This is a genomic window from Bradyrhizobium neotropicale, from assembly GCF_001641695.1.
Lineage (GTDB): Bacteria > Pseudomonadota > Alphaproteobacteria > Rhizobiales > Xanthobacteraceae > Bradyrhizobium > Bradyrhizobium neotropicale.
Genome location: NZ_LSEF01000010.1, coordinates 24,315 through 40,959, shown reverse-complemented (window position 1 = coordinate 40,959; position 16,645 = coordinate 24,315). Strand labels below are relative to the sequence as shown.

General features: G+C 64.2%; 17 protein-coding genes. 12 read left to right on the top strand and 5 right to left on the bottom strand.

Annotation, left to right across the window (positions count from 1 at the left end; translation table 11 throughout):
• The first annotated feature begins 82 nt into the window (after positions 1-82).
• The 6 genes from AXW67_RS01805 to AXW67_RS01780 all read left to right on the top strand — a co-directional run bounded on the left by AXW67_RS01805 (position 83) and on the right by AXW67_RS01780 (position 7,947).
• Positions 83-1,432 carry a metal-dependent hydrolase family protein gene (locus AXW67_RS01805; RefSeq protein WP_063676161.1) on the top strand — a complete coding sequence of 450 codons (1,350 nt, stop codon included), beginning with the start codon at positions 83-85 and terminating at the stop codon, positions 1,430-1,432.
• A 310-nt stretch (positions 1,433-1,742) separates the two neighbouring features.
• Positions 1,743-3,023, top strand: coding sequence for a patatin-like phospholipase family protein (locus tag AXW67_RS01800; protein WP_245315364.1), 1,281 nt, complete (start codon positions 1,743-1,745; stop codon positions 3,021-3,023).
• Between the two features lie 74 nt (positions 3,024-3,097).
• On the top strand, positions 3,098-3,835 hold the full coding sequence (locus AXW67_RS01795) for an acetoacetate decarboxylase (protein ID WP_063676159.1): 738 nt from the start codon (positions 3,098-3,100) through the stop codon (positions 3,833-3,835).
• Positions 3,836-3,940: 105 nt separating this feature from the next.
• Positions 3,941-4,693, top strand: coding sequence for an SDR family oxidoreductase (locus tag AXW67_RS01790; RefSeq protein WP_063676157.1), 753 nt, complete (start codon positions 3,941-3,943; stop codon positions 4,691-4,693).
• A gap of 146 nt (positions 4,694-4,839) precedes the next feature.
• Positions 4,840-5,550, top strand: a complete 711-nt coding sequence (locus AXW67_RS01785) for an SDR family NAD(P)-dependent oxidoreductase (RefSeq protein WP_063676155.1) — start codon at positions 4,840-4,842, stop codon at positions 5,548-5,550.
• 627 nt (positions 5,551-6,177) lie between these two features.
• Entirely contained in the window at positions 6,178-7,947 is a 1,770-nt protein-coding gene (locus AXW67_RS01780; protein WP_063676153.1) for a CYTH and CHAD domain-containing protein, read from the top strand.
• A gap of 117 nt (positions 7,948-8,064) precedes the next feature.
• On the opposite strand, the gene AXW67_RS01775 is transcribed toward AXW67_RS01780, so the two are convergent.
• From AXW67_RS01775 to AXW67_RS01765, 3 genes are all read right to left on the bottom strand, one after another.
• The gene (locus tag AXW67_RS01775) at positions 8,065-8,691 is read right to left on the bottom strand and encodes a transglutaminase-like cysteine peptidase (RefSeq protein WP_063676152.1); all 627 of its coding nucleotides are present in this window, start codon (positions 8,689-8,691) and stop codon (positions 8,065-8,067) included.
• Between the two features lie 331 nt (positions 8,692-9,022).
• Entirely contained in the window at positions 9,023-9,634 is a 612-nt protein-coding gene (locus AXW67_RS01770) for a PilZ domain-containing protein (RefSeq protein ID WP_027554554.1), read from the bottom strand.
• Between the two features lie 67 nt (positions 9,635-9,701).
• Positions 9,702-10,631: an MFS transporter gene (locus AXW67_RS01765; RefSeq protein WP_245315367.1), complete on the bottom strand. Its 930-nt coding sequence runs from the start codon at positions 10,629-10,631 to the stop codon at positions 9,702-9,704.
• Positions 10,632-10,668: 37 nt separating this feature from the next.
• Between AXW67_RS01765 and AXW67_RS44935 the strand changes: the two genes are divergently transcribed.
• On the top strand, positions 10,669-10,920 hold the full coding sequence (locus AXW67_RS44935; protein ID WP_245315363.1) for a hypothetical protein: 252 nt from the start codon (positions 10,669-10,671) through the stop codon (positions 10,918-10,920).
• Positions 10,921-10,969: 49 nt separating this feature from the next.
• Here AXW67_RS44935 and AXW67_RS01760 read toward each other — a convergent pair whose 3' ends face one another.
• Positions 10,970-12,211, bottom strand: a complete 1,242-nt coding sequence (locus AXW67_RS01760; protein ID WP_283806450.1) for an MFS transporter — start codon at positions 12,209-12,211, stop codon at positions 10,970-10,972.
• Between the two features lie 243 nt (positions 12,212-12,454).
• Between AXW67_RS01760 and AXW67_RS01755 the strand changes: the two genes are divergently transcribed.
• From AXW67_RS01755 to AXW67_RS01735, 5 genes are all read left to right on the top strand, one after another.
• Positions 12,455-13,123 (top strand): HAD family hydrolase, encoded by a 669-nt coding sequence (locus AXW67_RS01755; protein WP_063676151.1) that lies wholly within the window; start codon positions 12,455-12,457, stop codon positions 13,121-13,123.
• 174 nt (positions 13,124-13,297) lie between these two features.
• Entirely contained in the window at positions 13,298-14,449 is a 1,152-nt protein-coding gene (locus AXW67_RS01750) for a zinc-binding dehydrogenase (protein WP_063676150.1), read from the top strand.
• 3 nt (positions 14,450-14,452) lie between these two features.
• Positions 14,453-14,935, top strand: a complete 483-nt coding sequence (locus tag AXW67_RS01745) for a DUF5680 domain-containing protein (protein ID WP_027554558.1) — start codon at positions 14,453-14,455, stop codon at positions 14,933-14,935.
• Positions 14,936-14,976: 41 nt separating this feature from the next.
• Positions 14,977-15,402, top strand: a complete 426-nt coding sequence (locus tag AXW67_RS01740) for a VOC family protein (protein ID WP_145927352.1) — start codon at positions 14,977-14,979, stop codon at positions 15,400-15,402.
• A 200-nt stretch (positions 15,403-15,602) separates the two neighbouring features.
• Complete coding sequence (locus AXW67_RS01735; RefSeq protein WP_027554560.1) at positions 15,603-16,115, top strand: hypothetical protein; 513 nt, start codon at positions 15,603-15,605, stop codon at positions 16,113-16,115.
• Positions 16,116-16,137: 22 nt separating this feature from the next.
• Here AXW67_RS01735 and AXW67_RS01730 read toward each other — a convergent pair whose 3' ends face one another.
• Complete coding sequence (locus AXW67_RS01730; RefSeq protein ID WP_063676148.1) at positions 16,138-16,491, bottom strand: cupin domain-containing protein; 354 nt, start codon at positions 16,489-16,491, stop codon at positions 16,138-16,140.
• Between the last annotated feature and the right edge of the window lie 154 nt (positions 16,492-16,645).

Here is a 16,645-nt window from a genome sequence, read left to right as displayed (position 1 = left end):
GCGATGGTTGTAGGTTGACGGGGACTAAACGTAGGCGTCAACTTGGCTCTGCGTAGACCTTCACCTCTGCGGAGACCCGGATATGTTGGCTTTGAGGATGCCGGCAGCAGTCGCCGCATTGCTTGCCGCCGTTGCGTTGTTTTCAGGCAGCCTGTCGTCGGTATGGGCCCAGCAGGGCTCCGCGGTCCTGTTCCGCAACGTCAGGATCTTCGACGGAAAGAGCAGCACGGTCTCCGCGCCGTCCAACGTCCTCGTCAGCAACAAGACCATCGCGAAGATTTCGACCGCTGACATCATGGCCACAGCTCAAGTCATCGACGGCGGCGGGCGTGTGTTGATGCCCGGGCTGATCGACGCGCATTGGCACGCGATGCTGGTGCGTCCGACGCCGGCGGCGGTGCTCGCAGGTGATGTCGGCTACAACAATCTGCTCGCCGCCGCCGAGGCGACCGCAACACTGATGCGCGGCTTCACCACCGTGCGCGACATGGGCGGGCCGAGCTTTGGCCTGAAGCGGGCCATCGACGACGACCTCGTCGCGGGTCCGCGCATCTATCCGTCCGGCGCCATGATCACCATCACCGGCGGCCATGGTGACTTCCGGCAACTCTCCGATCTGCCGCGAACGATCGGTGGGATGCTGAGCCGCATGGAGCAAATCGGCGGCAGCATGGTCGCCGACAGTCCCGACGAGGTCCGCGTGCGAGCGCGCGAGCAGCTCATGCAGGGCGCTTCGCAGGTCAAGCTCACTGCGGGGGGCGGGGTGGCCTCGCCCTTCAGCCCGCTCGACGTCTCCACCTTCACCGAGCCCGAGCTGCGCGCGGCGGTCGAAGCCGCCGAGAATTGGGGCACCTATGTCGCGACGCACGCGTACACGCCGGTCGCGATCCAGCGCTCGATCGCCGCCGGCGTCAAATGCATCGAGCACGGGCACCTCATGGACGAGGCAAGCGCCCGCCTGATGGCAGAGAAGGGGATCTGGCTGAGCACGCAGCCGTTCCTGGATCTCGCCGGTGCAGCCGCGCTCGGACCTGCGGAACAAGACAAGATGCGGCAGGTGGTTGCCGGCACCGGCAGGGTCTACACGCTGGCCAGGAAGTACAAGATCAAGACTGCGTTCGGCACCGACGTTCTGTTCTCGAAAGCACTGGCGGAACAGCAGGGTGCCATGCTGGCCGCGCTCACGCATTGGTACACGCCGGCCGAAGCGTTAGCGATGGCGACATCGACCAACGCGGAACTATTGAGCCTATCGGGTCCGCGTAATCCCTATCCCGGTAAGCTCGGCGTGGTCGAGGAAGGTGCGCTCGCCGATTTGCTGCTGGTCGACGGCAATCCGCTCGACAACATCAGGCTCGTCGAAGATCCCACGAAGAATTTCGTGGTGATCATGAAGGACGGAAAGATCTACAAGAATGGTCTTGGACACTGACGAACGCGTGCACCGCTCGCATCCTGCACGCCGTGCGAAGGTGTGATGCGCTGAAACTAGACCAGGGCGCGGACTCATTAGCACGTAGCCAAATGCGGATGGATGCGAGCTTGACATACGCTAGGTAGTTCGCTGCCAGCTTGTAAGTATGGCTGACCGGTCGACGCCGTCGCGGATGTTATCCTGGTGTTGAGTGCGAAGGGGCGAACGGATAATTTCTTCTCATTAGCATTTGAACCCACTTTTCGAACCCCACTTAAGGCGCACCGGTCATCAAAGAATCTCCAGTCATCGACGAGGGAGGGGCAACATGGCCAAGAGCACGATCTCGGAGAGCATGCCGACGATAGCGCTGCGCGATCAGGGCGTGCCCGACACGCCGCTTGCGAAAAAACCGCTCGTCCCGAAACCGGGCGCAACGAGTAAGGGCCGGAACCTGCGCGCGGGGCTCCCTTTCGATCGCGTCGTGCTGCTGCTGCAGGGGGGCGGCGCGCTCGGCGCCTACCAGGCGGGCGTTTATGAGGCCTTGGCCGAGACCGGACTTCATCCCGACTGGGTCGTCGGCATTTCGATCGGCGCCATCAACGCCGCCATCATCGCCGGCAATGCGCCCGAGAGGCGCGTCGACAGGCTGCGCGAATTCTGGGAGGAAATCACCGCCCCTGCCATGGGCTTCGACGCCGACGTCATCGGCCTCTTTGAACGGGGCGAGGCTGCGCGCTCGCTCGCCAATCAAGTGAGCGCGGCCACGGTTGCCTGCGCCGGAACGCCGGGCTTCTTCAGGCCGCGACTCCCCAATCCGTGGTTTCATCCGCCCGGTACAATCGAGGCGACGAGCTACTATGACACGCGGCCGCTGAAAGCCACGCTCGAGCGCTTCGTCGACTTCGACCGCGTCAACTCCAACAATTGTGACACGCGTCTCAGCCTCGGCGCGGTGAATGTGCGCAGCGGCAACCTGGTCTATTTCGACCCCACGACGCAGGTGATCGGCCCCGAGCATGTGATGGCCAGCGGCGCGCTGCCGCCCGGCTTCCCAGCCATCGAGATCGAGGGCGAGCACTATTGGGATGGCGGCCTCGTCTCGAACACGCCGCTCCAGTGGCTTGTGACGAACACGCGCGTGACGGGCCAGCGGATGCCTGACGCGCTCGTGTTTCAGGTCGATCTCTGGAGCGCACGCGGCGATTTCCCGCGCAACCTCGCGGAAGTCGCGACCCGTCAGAAGGAGATCCAATACTCGAGCCGCACCCGCGCCTTCACGAATTTCATCAAGCTGCTGCACAAGTTGGAATACTCCGTCGCCACGCTCCTGGACCAGCTGCCGGACGAGTTCAAGCAAAGCGAGGAAGCCAAGTTCCTGACCTCGCGCGCGCAACGCCACGCCTACAACCTCGTGCACCTCATCTATCGACCGAGAGGCTACGAAGGCGACTCGAAAGACTATGAATTCTCCCGGGTATCCATGGGGGAGCATTGGCGCTCCGGCTACCACGACACCATTCGCACGCTGCGCCATCCCGAGGTGCTCGAGCGCGCCGGCAATGGCCAGGAACTCACCATCTTCGACTTTGCCGGTGATCGCGATTGAGCCGCGGGCCGCGAGACGCGGCCCCCCTTCGACGCACCTATTTTTCGACACACCTATATCAGGGAGATTCAGCGATGAGAGAAAACGAAATTCGCGAGCGAGCGTTTGCGATGCCATTGACGAGCCCGGCCTATCCGCCGGGGCCCTATCGCTTCATCAATCGCGAGTATCTGATCATCACCTACCGCACCGATCCGGAGAGGCTGCGCGCGCTGGTGCCGGAGCCGCTCGTGTCGGACGGCGACATAGTCAAATACGAGTTCATCCGCATGCCGGATTCGACCGGCTTCGGCGACTACACCGAGACGGGCCAGGTCATTCCGGTCACGTTCCGCGGCCGCCAGGGCGGCTATTCGCACTGCATGTTCCTCAACGACGAAGGGCCGATCGCCGGCGGCCGCGAGCTCTGGGGCTTCCCCAAGAAGCTCGCCGATCCTACGCTACACATCGAGATCGACACGCTTGTCGGCACGCTCGACTACGGCCCGGTGCGCATCGCCACCGGGTCAATGGGCTACAAGCACAAGACTTCGGATTTGGCGGCGGTGAAGGCATCGCTCGCGGCGCCGAACTTCCTCCTCAAGATCATTCCACATGTCGACGGCACACCGCGCATCTGCGAACTCGTCGAGTACTATCTCGAGGACATTACTGTCAAAGGCGCCTGGACCGGCCCGGCCGCGCTCGACCTCCACGCGCATGCGCTGGCACCGGTGGCCGAACTGCCAGTGCTCGAGGTCTTGTCGGGCGTCCACATTATCGCCGATCTGACCCTCGGCCTGGGCAAGGTCGTGCACGACTACTTGCGCTGAAAGGAGACGGCCGGCTCATGCTGTGATGCCATGTCCGTTTCTGCGCCAGTCTGAACCGATAACAAATGTCCGGCACGTCGCCGGACTGAACTCGGGAGACATCACATGAAGATCGTCGTAATCGGCGGCACCGGCCTGATCGGCTCGAAGACCGTCGCCATTCTGCGCCAGGGCGGCCACGAGGTCGTCGCCGCTTCGCCCAATACCGGCGTCAACACCATCACCGGCGAGGGACTCAAGGAGGCCCTGGCCGGCGCGGAGGTGGTGATCGACCTGGCCAACGCGCCCTCATGGGAAGACAAGGCGGTGCTGGAATTTTTCGAGACTTCCGGGCGCAACCTTCTTGCGGCGGAGGCCGCAGCCGGCGTCCGGCACCATGTCGCGCTATCCATCGTCGGAACCGACCGGAGCGACAATGGTTACTTCCGTGCCAAGGTCGCCCAGGAGAAACTGATCGCGCCCTCCGGCATCCCCTACACCATCATCCGCTCGACCCAGTTCATGGAATTCCTCGGCGGCATCGCCGCTTCAAGTGCGGATGGAAACGTGGTCAGGCTTTCGCCCGGCCTGTTCCAGCCCATCGCGTCGGACGATGTTGCTGCCAACGTCGCCGAAGTCGCGCTCGCGGCGCCGCGAAACGGCATCGTCGAGATCGCGGGCCCGGAACGAGCACCGTTCAACGAAATTGTTGCCCGCTATCTGAGGGCGATCGGTGATCCGCGTGTGGTCGTGAGCGACCCCGAGGCTCGATACTTCGGTGGCCGGGTCGAGGAGAAATCGCTGGTGCCGCTGGGCGAGGCGCGCCTCGGGCGCATTGGTCTGGACGAATGGCTCCGCCGCTCACAGGCAAAAGCCTGATCCCGTATCCGCCAACCGAAGGTCCTAAAGCGGGCGGGCCCGTGGGCGCGAGAGGGAGAGAATGACGGCAGAAGGACCGCAGGCGGGCGGCAGGATGAGCGGCGGCGAGCGCCGCCAGGTCGAGGCAGAGGAAACGGGAGGGTCGAATGGATTTTCGCGATCGTCACGTGGTGGTAACCGGCGGCACTGGCGCCCTGGGGCGCGCGGTGGTGGGCGCATTGCTGGCGGCGGGCGCCCATTGCCATGTGCCCTATCGGCAGGAGCGGGAGAAGGAAGGCCTTCCCAGCGGGCTGCTGAGCCTGATCCCCGTGCCGAGCCTGGCGGATGAGGCGGCGGTGGCGAAGCTCTATGGCGGGCTTCCGGCGCTCTGGGCCTCGATCCATATCGCCGGCGGCTTCGCATTCGCCCCGCTGACCGATACCAGCGGGGAACTGCTGCGTCGGCTGATCGACGACAATCTCGTGAGCTGCTTCCTCTGCTGCCGCGAAGCGGTGGCGGCGATGCGCCGGGGGAGGGCCGGCGGGCGTATCGTCAACGTGGCGGCGCGCCAGGCCCTGGAGCCGCGCACCGGGGCGAATATAAGCGCCTCTACTGCCGCCAAGGCCGGCGTCGCCGCGCTCACCGCAGCGCTGGGCGAGGAGCTGGCGGGAGAGGGAATCCTGGTGAACGCCGTGGCGCCCTCGATCATGGATACCCCCACCAACCGGCGCGACATGCCCAAGGCCAATTTCGACGCCTGGCCCAAGGTGGAGGAGGTGGCGGCGACGATCCTCTTCCTCGCCTCACCCGAAAACAAGGTGAGCCGGGGCGGCGTGGTCCCGGTCTTCGGGGCTTCCTCCCAATCGGCGGCGACTTAGTCGCCCTGGCCCAGCCAGCTGAGCGCGATGACCACGTCTCGAAGGTTCAGGACGCGGCGCTGTTGGCCGAGATTGTTGTCGCTTCGACGGACGCGGAAAGGCAGCCGGATGAATCCCCACTCAAGTCGGAGTGGTTCCCTACGTCCCAAGACACCAAGTGCATCAGCGGCCCTTAAATAATTGGTCCCAACACCGCAGACGACTTTTCAACAGAGTCGGGGGGCACAGCGGACTCTGACAAGCCGTCAGCCCGGCGCGTTTATGGGTTTACAGCCTAGTCCCGCTGTTCCGCTACCGGCTTTTCGGGCCGCGAAATGGTTGCAACATCAGGGACTGCGATAGGCTTCGGAGGGCTTTTCACAATCTCTGGCCTGTCGTCGGATGCGTGACTTCTCAGGGTCTCCAGGACCAGGAAGAATTTTTCCGCTAGCATGAGTCAAGCTCGCTGACGAATTCATCTCCGTTGAAGTGACCGGATTGCTGACAATTCAATCACTTGCGACGCTGAGCCGCAAATGAATTCACTTGGCGAGACAGATTTTCGAGAGCTTTCCTGATCCCGCTTTCCTCGCGCCCTGCGACCGGTATATGTTGCCGAACTGTCATAGAATCGTCATGTCACCGGAAATGTTAAAACGCGACGCAACGTCAGCCCGCAAGACTCCGAACGGGCCGGATGGGAGTCCTGTCTCGCAGGACAACAAGAGGGCGGAGCAATCCGCCGCCGCCTCCAGTCAACAACTCGCGGAGCCCGGTGCTGCGCCGACGCTGACCGAAGACGTTGCGCATCATGAAGCGCCGCCTCGCAGCGAGCCGGCCACGCCGGAGCGGCCTCTGCCGAACGGTGCCGCGCAATCTGCGGGTGAAATCGAGCTCAAGCTGCTCGTCGATGCCGACCGCATGGCGCATTTCAATGCGGCGCCGATCATCGCGGGCAATGCGCGCAACAAGGGCGCGCGCAAACATCTGAAGTCCGTCTACTACGATACGCCGGAGCGCACGCTTCGACGTGGCGGGTTGAGCTTGCGCGTTCGACAAACTGGCGCGCGCTTCGTGCAGACGGTGAAGACCGACGCCGCGGACGATCCCCTTCGCCGCGGCGAGTGGGAGGCAAGCGTCCCGTCGATGGCGCCCGATCTTGGGTTGGCGATGCCTTTCATCCCGGCCAAGCTTCGCGATGGTCTCGAAGCGCAATCGCTCGAAGCCGTCTTCACGACCGATATCCATCGCCACGCGCGCATCATCGACCTGCCGTCCGGGACGGTCGAGGTCGCCTTTGATCAGGGGCTGCTGAAGGCGGGCGATCGATCGATGCCGGTGAGCGAGATCGAGCTGGAGCTCAAGAGCGGCAGCCCGAGCACGATCTATGAGATTGCGCTGCGGCTCGCCGAGCATGGCGCAGTGAAGCCGTCGATCCGCAGCAAATCGGCGCGCGGCTTCGATCTTGCTGCCGGCACGCCGCCATCGGCAAAGCGACCGCAAAAATTTCGCCTCGATTCGGCAGTTGCCCTCGACGAGGCCTTCGCGGCGATCCTGCGATCCTGCTTCCATCATCTCGTTCAGTCGCTGCCGGCGGCCGAGGACGGTCGCAATCCCGAGGGCGTTCATCAGCTTCGCGTCTCGCTGCGCCGTCTTCGATCGGCGCTGGACCTGATGCGATCGGTGGGTTCGCTCAGCAACCTCGATGCGCTGCGATCCGAGGTAAAATGGCTGGCGCAGAATATGTCCGCTGCGCGCGACTGGGATGTGTTCCAGCTGCAGACGTTGCCGACGATTGCGAAGGCCTGTCCCATGGTTGCCGGCTTCGATGCGCTGGAACAGGTCGCCGCCAGGCGCCAGTCGGACGGCTATCGTACGGCACATCAGGCGCTCGGTGACCGCCGATGCGCGAACTTCGTGATCAGCCTCGGTGGCTGGATCGAGGCGCGCGGCTGGCGCAACGACATCGCCGCCGAAGATCTCGGCCGCCTTGCCGAGCCCGCCGTCAACTTTGCGGAGCGCATCCTGTCGGAGCAGTATGCGAAGGTGCTCAAGCGCGGTCGGCGCTTCAAGTCGCGCGATGCGGAACAGCTCCACCGCTTGCGGCTGGCGACGAAGAGGCTGCGCTATCTCAGCGAGTTCCTGCTACCGCTATTCGAAGATCGCAAGTCGACGCGACGCTTCTCGCGCAGATTGGCTGCTTTGCAGGAGGAACTCGGCGCCTTCAACGACATGGCGGTCACGGCAACGTTGCTCAACGGTGTTGGTGCCGAGACGCCCGACAGCGCCACCGCCGCGGCCGCGATCGCCGGCTGGCAGGCGCGCGCGGCGGTCGGCGTCGCTCCGTCCTTGCGCGGCACGTGGCAGGATTTCACTGCGGCGCGCGTGCCTTGGTTGCGGCAAGGCCGGCAGGCGTGATCGCTCGCCTCAAAAAAGTTGCGGCCAGCCATTGGGGGATGGCTGGCCGCGCGCGAACCGGTCTGGGACGGGGAGGGGTGGGGATGTGACCGGGTCGCGTAACTCGTCCTCTCGTAACTACTGATCTCTTGCGCTGGCGGTGGAGACCGCCGGCTTGGTATCGCCGAGCGAGACCCAGACGTTGGGATCGCTCTGCGACTGGCGCTTGACGAAGCGGTAGCCGGTCTCCGTCCAGGCCACGACGTTCTCGTTCTGATTGTCGAGAACGAACTCGCCCTTGTCGGTCTTCACCGTCAGCACCGCGTGTCCTTCGCCCTTCTTGTCGCGCACGACGGTGATGAGCAGGGCCTCTCGCGGCCATCCGGCATCGATCAGCATCTTGCGCTTCAACAGCACGTAATCTTCACAGTCGCCGTAACCGTCCGTCGGCAGCGACCACTTCTCGATCACGCCCCAGTGCTCCTGGTCGGTCAAAGGCTTGATGGTCTCGTTGACCCACCGATTGACCTTGACGAGGTCGCGCCATGCCGACTGCGACATCACGATGTCGCGCGGCTGTGTCGGCCCGCCCTGGCATTGGGCAGTATTCTCTGCACAGAACTCGACCCAGCCGATCGGCGCACGCGTGGTGTCGCCGAGGCTCGCGTAGAGCAGGCGGCTTTCACCGGCCTGCACTGTCGCGCTGATCCCGAAGAGCATGGCGGCGATCGCCAGCCCTTTCCCCTGTCCCTTGAAGTCGAACATCGTGGCCCCCGTTTCTTGTTGGGACCACATTTCGCACGGAGCTTTTGAGTTGGCGCTAAGTCAGCCAAGTCAAGTCGAGACGAATACAAGTAAAACGCACAGCGAATTCGATCTATACTTGAATAGAATTCGCGTAAAATTTGAAATGACTGCTATTGATTCAAATTGTACGCATTAACGCGGAATCACCGGTGGAACTGCCGTTTCCGCGCGTACGGCGTCCGCGCGTTAACCGCCAAAACCACCAACACCTCACGCGAAAAAGGCGGCGTTCGCATTGCGAAGGCCGCCTTCGGGGCTGGAAAAGCAGGGGTTTTGTCGCGTTTGCGCTTTACCGCGCGGTAACGCTCTCTTCGAGAGTCTCGGCCGGCTGCTCGTGGATGAATTCGAGCGCGAAGCCGTCTTCGAGGTTTCGCACCACGCGGCCCTGGACGCGGCCGAGCATGACCATCGATTTCAGCGACGGCCGGTTCTCCGCCGCGATGGCCGCACCGGACAGCGAGAGGTCGATGATGCGGCAAGTCATCTTGGTGCCGTCCTCGAGCGTCAGCACCGCGATCGGGTTGCGCGGCACGATACGGTCGTGGCGGCGATCCTCCGGCAGGTTGAGGATGTCGCGGTTGGCGAGCCAGGTGAGCTGGGCGGCGAGCTTGTCCCGCTTGCGGGGCGTTGCCCCGATCGTCATGGCGAAGCCGTTGTCGATAATCCGGGTGATCTTGCCTTCGACGCGGCCGATATGGTCGAGATAGGCGACCACGCGGTCGCCGACATTACCGATGCCGGGCGCCAAAAGCGCCAGCCCGCCCGGCGACATGTTGATCACCTGGCAGGGGAATTCACGGCGGTCCGGCAGCATGTAGCGGCCGAGCAGGTGGACTTTCACCCGCTGGAATCGCCGACGCTCCTCGGCGGCCGGAAGAAATTTCTTGTTCGCCAACGCCATCTTCACTACCCGACCCCCGCCCGGGCGGAGTCCGTACGACCCTAAGGCGCATAGGGTTAACGCGCGGTTATGATTGCGAGCCGGCGGCCGGAATGGTTGGGCCGGGTCGGCGTCGGAGGGCGATGATGCGCTCGAAAAGCCACATCAGCGGCGGACAGGCCAGCACGGTGAGGGCGCCCAGGTCGAGCGCAACTCCCGCACCTCCTCCCCATTTGGCGAGCCGCCCGGCGACCGCCGGCCCCAGCATCATCGCGGCATAAAAGAGTGTGTAGAACACCCCCATCCCGATCGCCCGGGTTTCCGGCCCCAGCACCCGGGCCGGCAGGCCCATGATCGGGCCGGCCGGAAAGCCGCTGGCGAGGCCGATGAGGACGAGGATCGCGATCACTGCATCCGACCTGGGCAGCGAGGCCAGCAGCAGCGCGACGATGAGGCTTGCCACGATTGCAAGCGTCAACGGCCGCTTGAAGCGATCGGCGAGATAGCCGCCCGTCGGTACCGAGAGCACCGACAGCCACATCACCACGCTGATGGCGGATCCCGCGGCGGCGATGCCCCAGCCGCGCTCGGCCAGCAGCGAGGGGCCGAACGAGAAGATCATGGCGAAGCCGACATTATAGAGGCCCCAGATCAGGCCCGCGACGATCACCGCCAGCTGCGCAGGTCGATCGAGACGCGCCGCGGCTGCGGCGGGTGCGGTTGTCGTTGGCGGCGGCTGATAGAACGCGATCAGCACGATGCCGATCGCGGTCAATGCGCCTGCCGACAGAAACACCGCGCCGGCGCCATATGCCGTGCCGATCGCCGGCAGCACCAGCAGCGAGATTCCGACGCCGGCCGGCCAGGAGTTGACGAAGATCGCCATCGCCGTCGCGATTTCCTTTCCGGCAAACCAGTCGGTGCCCATCTTGGTGAGCTGCACCGTGAGCAGCACGCCGCCGGCGCCGGAGGCGAGCCGACCCGCCATCTGCCAGCCCCAGACGTCCGTCACGGCCATCACGAGGCTGCCGGCCGTCATCAGCAGCAGCGCCGCAATGGTCGTGGGCAAGCTTGTCGCCAAAGGTGCGGCCGATCGCGCCGCCCGGCAGCGCCAGAACGACACCCGGCGTGAAATAGAGCCCGATCAGGATGCCGATATCGGCGAGGCCAACGCCAAGGGTCTGTTGAAGCAGCGGCGCGACCGCGGCCACGCTCTGGAATTGGAATGCGATGGTGAGGCGAACCACGAACAGGATCGCAAGAATGCCCCAGCGATTGCGCAACGCCTCATCCTCCAGCCGTCCTGATCAGCGTGCGGTGGCGGGACGGCGGTGTCAACGGCGTAAGGCTGCGTCCTTACGCCGTCTTCGTTGCGCGCTGATAGAGCAGCAGCAGCAGCGCCAATAGCACCGCGGCCGAGAGGCCGAGCGACCAGTGGATGCCGATCGCCGCGCCGAACAGCCCCACGGTGATGCCGCTGAACGCCCGCATCCCGAGCCCTGCCATGTTGTAAAGGCCGACGACGCGGCCGCGGATGTCAGGCGGCGCATTCAACTGCACCAGTGCCTGCGCCATCGTGTTGAACGACAGCTCGAAAAAGCCCGCGGCAAACAGCAATACGATTGCAGCAGGATAGATCCGCATCGAGGCGAAGCCGAGCAGCGCCACGCTCCACAGCATCGCGAGCGTGATCGCGGTGCGCGGCGTGCCCTTGAGGCGTCCCCAGGATTCGAGCGCGATGCCGGCGAGCAGGGCGCCGGCGGCGTCGGCAGCGAGCAGCACGCTATAGGAGACGCCGGGATCGCCATGCCCGAGATCGCCGGCGAAGCCCGGCATTTGGGCGTGATAGGCGTTGCCGATCATGAAGGAAGTGAGGCCGGCAAGCCACGTCATTGCGGTCAGGACCGGCTGGGTGCCGATGGCGCGAATGGTGAGGAGGATGTCGGCGAGGCCGCGGACGGCGAAGCGCCGCACCGCGACGCTCTTGTCGCGCACCGGCGCCCAGAACAGCCAGAGCAGCATCGGCAGGTAGAACAGCGTATTGAAGATGATGCCGTGCGAGGTGCCGAGCGTCAGCATGATGACGCCGCCGACGGCCGGACCGACCAAAATGCCGAGATAGCGTGCCATTGCGTTGAGCCGCACCGCGCTCGGCAGGTCGGCCGGGCAGACAAGGTCGTAGAGCAGGAGCTGGTTTGGCGTCTGCCACAACACGCCGGCGCAGCCGTGGATCACGAGCAGCAGCATCGCGTGCCACATCTGAATGGTGTCGGTGATGAAGAAGAACCCCCATCCGCTCGACGCCACGATGAACAGCAGCATGCCGCACTGGATGATGCGGCGCGGATCGAACCGGTCGGCGAGCCCGCCGACGGCGACCGAGAACAGCAGGAATGGCAGCCAGTGCGACAGCACCGCAAAACCCGCCAGCGCCGGCGAATGGAATTTCTGGAACACCACCCAATAGCTGATCACATGCTCGATGTTGTCGGCCATCATCGCGAGCACGTAAGCCACGAACTGGAGGCGGTAGGGCACGGACTTCATGGCCGCGAACGAGCCGGACGCGACCACGGGATTTTGGGGGAGGGGGTTCACTCGATCACCTGGGCAGGAGTTGGGCGGGCCTTACACGTTCGCCGCTGAGTGCTCAAGATACTTGGGTGTGTGGAGCACGTAGCCCGGATGGAGCGTAGCGAAATCCGCGGCCGCCGGCCCCGCATTCCGCTCCGCTTCATGCGGGCTACGAGACTGCAACGCGCGTCGTAAGATTTGGAAGCCAAACGTGAGTTGCGACTCTCACTGCCGGCTCCCAATGTGCCGCCGGCTGGGAAGGGCACAATGACCAAAGCGATCATATTCGATTTTGACGGCGTCATCGCCGACAGCGAGGTGCTGTCCAACACCGTGCTGGCCGAGATCGTGACCGAGCTGGGCGTGCCGACGACGGTCGAGGACGCCTATCGCGACTACATGGGCAAGCGGTTTCACGAGGTGATTGCAGCAATCGAGACCGCGGTCGGCCGAACGCTGCCGCCGGCGTTCGGCGAGCACTATCAGGATCGCACCTTGACGCGGTTCAGGCTCGAGCTCTCGCCGATCGCGGGCGTGCGGGATTTCATCTCGAAATTCGCCGAGCTGTCCCGCTGCATCGCCTCGTCCTCCTCGCCGGACCGGCTCGCCGTCTGTCTCGATGTCCTGGACATGGTTTCGCTGTTCGAGGGACGGGTGTTCAGCGCCTCCAACGTCGCGCGAGGCAAGCCGCATCCGGACATTTTCCTGCATGCCGCCGCCGAGATCGGCGTGCCGCCGTGCGACTGCATCGTCATCGAGGACAGCGCGAGTGGCGTCATTGCCGGGCGCGCGGCGGGCGCAACGGTGATTGGACTACTGGCCGCAGGGCACATCCGCCAGGGCCATGCCGCTACACTCAAGGATGCTGGCGCGCACTACATCGCTGCGGACTATGTTGAGGTCGAGCGGATCGTCGGAAGCCTGCTCGCCGGCTAGAACTGATCCGCCTTAGCCCGGATGGAGCGCCGCGAAATCCGGGACCGCCGGCCCCGCATTCCGTTTCACTTCATGCGGGCTACGAATAACCAACTTGGCGAGACCGCGCATCTCACATACGCTGCTCTCGGCCCGCACCAATCAATCATAACAAGCGGGCGGCGAGGACACACCATGGAATCAATCCGCGTCTGCACCCATGCCGGGCCGGGCACTGAACCCGTCATTCGCACCGTGCCGTGGCCGAAGGTCGGCCGGAAGGGCGCGCTGATCAAGATCGGCGCCTGCGGTGTTTGCGGCACCGACCTGCACATCCTCAAGGGTCATTGGCCGAAGCCGTTGCCCTGGCCGTTCACGCTCGGCCACGAGCTCGGCGGCGTTATCGTCGAATGCGGCGATGAGTTCACTGAAGACTTCATGAGCAAGCCGCTTGCGGTCGGCTCGAAGGTGATGATCCCGCCGCTGATGCCCTGCGGCCGCTGCTACTACTGCATCCATTATCCGCAGACCGCCAACAAATGCCTGACGCCGGTCTATTACGGTCGCTATCTCGGCTTCGACAAGGCGCCGCATCTGTGGGGCGGCTGGGCCGAATATGTCTATGTCGATCTCGACATGCTGCCGGGCACCAAGATCTACAAGCTGCCCGACGACATGTCGTTGCGGCTGGGCGCGCTGTCGGAGCCGCTCACCTCCTGCATCCGCGCCTTCAACCGCGCGAGCCGCGCCGGCGGCTTCACTTGGGGCGACACGGTGGTGATCCAGGGCTCGGGCCCGATCGGCATTCTGGCCGTCGCGGCCGCGCAGGAGATGGGGGCAGGGCGGGTGATCTGCGTCGGTGCGCCGGAGGAGCCACGGCTCAGACTCGCGCGCGAGTTCGGCGCGGAAGCGACCGTCAACATCGAAGCGCTCAAGACGCCCGAGGCGCGCATCAAAGCGGTGCGCGACATCGTCGGCGGCTTCGGCGCCGATCTCGTGATGGATTGCTCGGGCCATCCCACCGCCGGTCCGGAAGGCATCGAGATGCTGCGCGACGGCGGCACCTATGTCGAGATGGGGCAGTTCACCGACGCCGGCTCGATCGACACCTCCTGGCACCGCATCTGCACCAAGGACCTCAACGTGCTCGGATCCTGGGGTTTTACCGGCAACGATCTGCCGCTCGGTGTCGACATGCTCTACCGCACCCGCGACAAATATCCGTGGCTGAAGACGCAGACGATCTATCCGTTCACGGAAGAAGGCGTCGCGCAGGCCGTGAGCGATGCGATGGCGATGAGGACGGTGAAGTCGACCATCGTGCCGTGGCCGGAACTGGTCGAGTAATCCATGTCGTTAATCCTCCACGGCCTCGCAGCGTTTCTGGTCGAAGCCAAGCGGCGGACCTATGCGGGCCTGGACGACGAGGCGACCGTGGCGACGCCGCTGCTCGCCGGCTCCAAACAGCTCGAGCATCGGGCGCCGCCTTTTGCCTATCGCGACATCTATTTCGGCATGGGGTTCTTTGTCGGGCAGGAGACGGTGTCGCGCAATGATCAGGTCATCTGGTCGATGAGCTACAGCGGCGGCGCTCGCGCGGAGATCACCGATCGGCAGACCCTGCTCGAGATCTACAAGTTCCTGCGCCAGGCGCTGCTGGCCATCGACGTCGCGGAGCCCTACCGCGGCCCGCGCCTGTTCGAGCAGGCCGGCATGACCTATCGCAACGACGTCGAGGGCGCGCTCGAGCGCTTCCACGGCGTCGAGACGATCTCGCGTCGCGATGGCGCGTTGCTCTACGAGCTGCGCTACAGCGGCGGTCTGCTGCGATGATGATATCGCCGCACGTGCCCCACGGAATGAAGGACATGAAAATGGACGAACACACTGGCGAGCAGAGCCGGCGCGCCCGCTCGCCCTTCGGCGCTATCAGCGCGATCGACTACACCGTCATTTTTGTCCGCGACATGGCGGCGATGCGTCGCTTCTATGAGGACGTCCTCGCCTTTCCACTGCTGCGCGAGCTGTCGCCGAACTGGATCGAATATCGTGTCGGCACCAATACGCTGGCGCTGGCAAGGCCGAGCCGGACCGCGACTGACGCGCCGACGCCGGCGGGCAGCGCCGCGCTCCAACTGGCCTTCAAGGTGTCCGCGGCCGAAGTCGACGCGTGTGCCGACGAACTCCTTCGACAGGGCGTTGCGCTACTGTCGCCGCCGACGGATCAGTCCTTTGGACATCGGACGCTGTTCTTCCGCGATCCCGACGCCAATCTGCTGGAGGTCTTTGCGGAGATCTGAGAGCGGGTCCCATTGATGCGCTGGCATGAAGACGGTGAAGTCGACGATCGGGCCGCGGCCGGAGCCGGCGGGATGATGGCGGCCAAAAGACGCAGGAGCAGGCTCGACGCCTAAAAAGTTCCATCAGGAATCCGCGAGTCATCCATGCTAAGGTGAAACTTAGGTCCAAGTTCCGGCTTTCACTTCGCGGGAGAGGTACCGTGAAGCAGATCCTGAAACCCGTCACTTTCGTCCTGGCCGCCATCTACTTTCTGGTCGACGCGGTCTTCATGGCCGTGGCCCGGCCGATATCGCGTTGGATCGGACAGCATTTCGAATTCAAGCGATTGCGGGCCTGGATCAGATCGCTGCCGCCTTATCCATCGCTCGCCTTGTTTTCGGTGCCCGTGATCATTCTGGAGCCGATCAAGCCGGTGGCAGCATACCTCGCCGCGACGGGCCAGGTCCTGAGCGGTGCGGTGACCTTCATCATCGGCGAACTCCTCAAGCTCGTGCTGGTCGAGCGCCTGTTTCATCTCACGCGCGACAAGCTGATGAGGATTCCGGCTTTCGCTTGGGCCTATACGAAGTTCGCCGAGGCGAAGGCCTGGCTGCAAGCAACCGAGGCCTGGCGGGTCGTCCGCGCCTTGAGCCACGCGGCGCGGGACTATGTTGCGCAGGCCAGAGCAAGGCTGGTCAGCGGCTTCAGCAAGCTGGTGACTTCCAGGGATTAGGGTCCGAAGGGCCGTGTACTCCTCAGACGACCTTGCGCGCTGCGGCGGTCGCCTTGTCGCCCGTGTTCGGCGTGCCGGTCGGCTCGATCAGCAGGAGGTGGACCTCCTCGCGTGCCACCGGGCGATGTTCAACACCTTTGGGCACGACGTAGAGTTCGCCCGGACCGAGCGTCACCGTGCGATCCCGCAATTCGATGTCCATACTGCCTTTGAGGACAAGAAAGAAATCGTCGGTATCCTCGTGCTTGTGCCAGGTAAACTCTCCCTTCACCTTCACCACCATCACGTCGCAATCGTTGAAGGTCGTGATCGTGCGCGGAGACCAAATATCCTGAAAGGTCGCGAGTTTGTCGGCAAGCGATATTCCGTCGGCCATGTCTCACCCGTATCCTGTTCTCTCGCGAGGCACGATTTGGGGTCGAATTGCCGATGCGACAAGGTTTGCATCCAGTCGGCCCGGCGATCTTGCCCTGCCGATATCTGAGGGCGGCGCACTCAGCCTGCGGACCGGCGCCCTTGGCGCGAGCTGT